The sequence below is a fragment of the Bacillota bacterium genome, assembly GCA_040754675.1.
Lineage (GTDB): Bacteria > Bacillota > Limnochordia > Limnochordales > Geochordaceae > Geochorda.
In genome coordinates, this window is record JBFMCJ010000689.1 from 1 (window position 1) to 1,970 (window position 1,970).

Annotated in this window: 2 protein-coding genes; both read right to left on the bottom strand. The window is 61.2% G+C overall.

Translation table 11 applies throughout. The features are described 5' to 3' along the window. Positions 1 to 734 precede the first annotated feature (734 nt). A complete protein-coding gene (locus AB1609_22555; GenBank protein MEW6049216.1) occupies positions 735 to 1,220 on the bottom strand; it encodes a transposase in 486 nt (161 codons plus the stop codon). 452 nt (positions 1,221 to 1,672) lie between these two features. Beyond that, positions 1,673 to 1,970 (bottom strand): transposase (locus tag AB1609_22560; GenBank protein MEW6049217.1); only part of this gene is annotated, 298 nt, incomplete at its 5' end.

Below are 1,970 nucleotides of genomic sequence, written 5' to 3' on the forward strand. Positions count from 1 at the left end.
AGGAAGTACAGCCCCGTGCTCCCGTCCCAGCGGTAGCCGGCGTAGCGGTAGGGGTTGACCTGCGCCAGCGGACCGCTTGCCTCCAGGATGTTGCCCCAGGCATCGTAGCGGTAGGAGGCAACCACGTTACCCTGAGCATCGACCAGGGCCAGGACGTCGCAGCGCCCGTTGGTCCGGTAGTAGTAGGTCTGGCCCTGGTAGGTAGTACATGGATTACGATTAGACCATTATCGCTCCATCAGCCGTCATTAGTCGAAGGAATTCGAAGTATTTGCTCGGCTAGATTACGAAGGAGAGCGAGATTAGCACCGTACGCTTTGCCCAGGTCGTGCAGGTGCATCGCTTCCACAATAAGTTGCGAGGCCATAGGTGAAATCCTCACTGACGGATAGCAATCACCCATACGAACGTCTAGTAACGTGATGACTTGATCGGTCTCAACGAGGGATCGTTCCGTGACAGGGTCACGAAGATGTTCTAGGATATACGTGGCTAAGTCCCTCTCGAAGCCGGGCACGTCGTTGGGTAGTTTCGCCATCAGATTTTGAACCTGCGCCTGGACTGCTCTCGGAACCCTCCAACTTTGGTCATCCATCTCATCACCTCCGATACTTCCAATGGGTGTGAATCACGGATCCGTAACTAGTTCCCCCTGAAAAACGCCCCCCGCGGGTCGCCACCCAATCCCAACCTCCCTGGCGAGAGGAGGCTGTCTTTCCCTGAACCACCCTGTCTCACGTGAGAGCCGCCATCTTGCTCAGGTTGTGGGCCAGTATTGCCCAGCCCACCCAGGTTTCCGCCCCCGCACGACCCCGGGACCTGCAGCGATCCAGCCCGAACTTCCGCTTCAGAAGGCTGATCCTGCCCTCGCACCCTGCCCGCCATCGCCAGGCGCCTGAACCATGCCTGTCGCTCAAACACCTTGCGGGCGGCATTCTTGTTGCCTCTGTATGGGATGCACACGTGCTCGATCCCTCGCGCCTCAAGCTCCCTCTCCTGGCGCCGGTTGGAGAAGCCACGGTCGGCGGCAAGTTCCTTGGGCGGTTTCCCGAACTGCCGCTCATGGCGCTTGACCGCAGCAGGCAGCAACTTCTCATCCGGTGGGTTCCCCTGAGCGACTTCGTGCCCCGAGATGATACCGTTTTCCACTTCCTGCAATGCCACCTTGTAACCGAACTCGGTGGGATCCTTGAGCCTCCCCCGCCTGATGGGCCTGGCATCCGGATCAAAGACGCTGACCAGCCGGTCGGCGATGTGGCGGTTGCCTGCCACCACCTGCTTCGCTTGAGCCACAGCCCGTCCCAAGACGGCGACACCGCGCTCGAGCCGGTCCACCAGACGCTCTACCCCCACCGCATCGAACCCCACCCTGGGACAGTTCAGCCTATCTCAGTGTTTTCGATTGATCCCTCCTGATTGCTCGCTCTCCCTCAGTTTCTTGAAGTCCCTGCAGCCCCCGCTTGCAGCCTTGGGCGGCTCCCCGCCACGTTTGACTCCGACTACCCTATCACGTCTCGCTGGGTCCCGGTCCGGGCCCTACATTCCTTCGTTCTGCCTTATGGAGGCGGGCGGGGGTCCAGCTACTCGCGAACGGGGTCGCACAGTCTCCTGGCGCCCTAATGGGTTTGGCTGGGGATCCCCCGCCCAAGACTCATTCAGGGGCTCTTGTGCATCAGGCGGCCGCCTTCACAGCCTCCTGCCGGCACCGATCCATCAGTTTGCCCAGGCAGTACCTCTGCCCGGACTTCACCAGCGCGAACATGATCCGCAGGATCTTGATGGCCACCGCCACCAGAGCCTGCTTACCCTTGAGAGGATTGCGCGGGCGCATGGTCAGGGAGGCGTACAACTCCTGAAACTCGCGGTTCTTCGCCACCGCCGCCAGGGCCGCCAGGTACAGGATGTGCCGCAGGCCGGGGCGACCGCGCTTGGAAATCATGCTCTGGCCCTTCTTCTGGCCCGAACTCTGC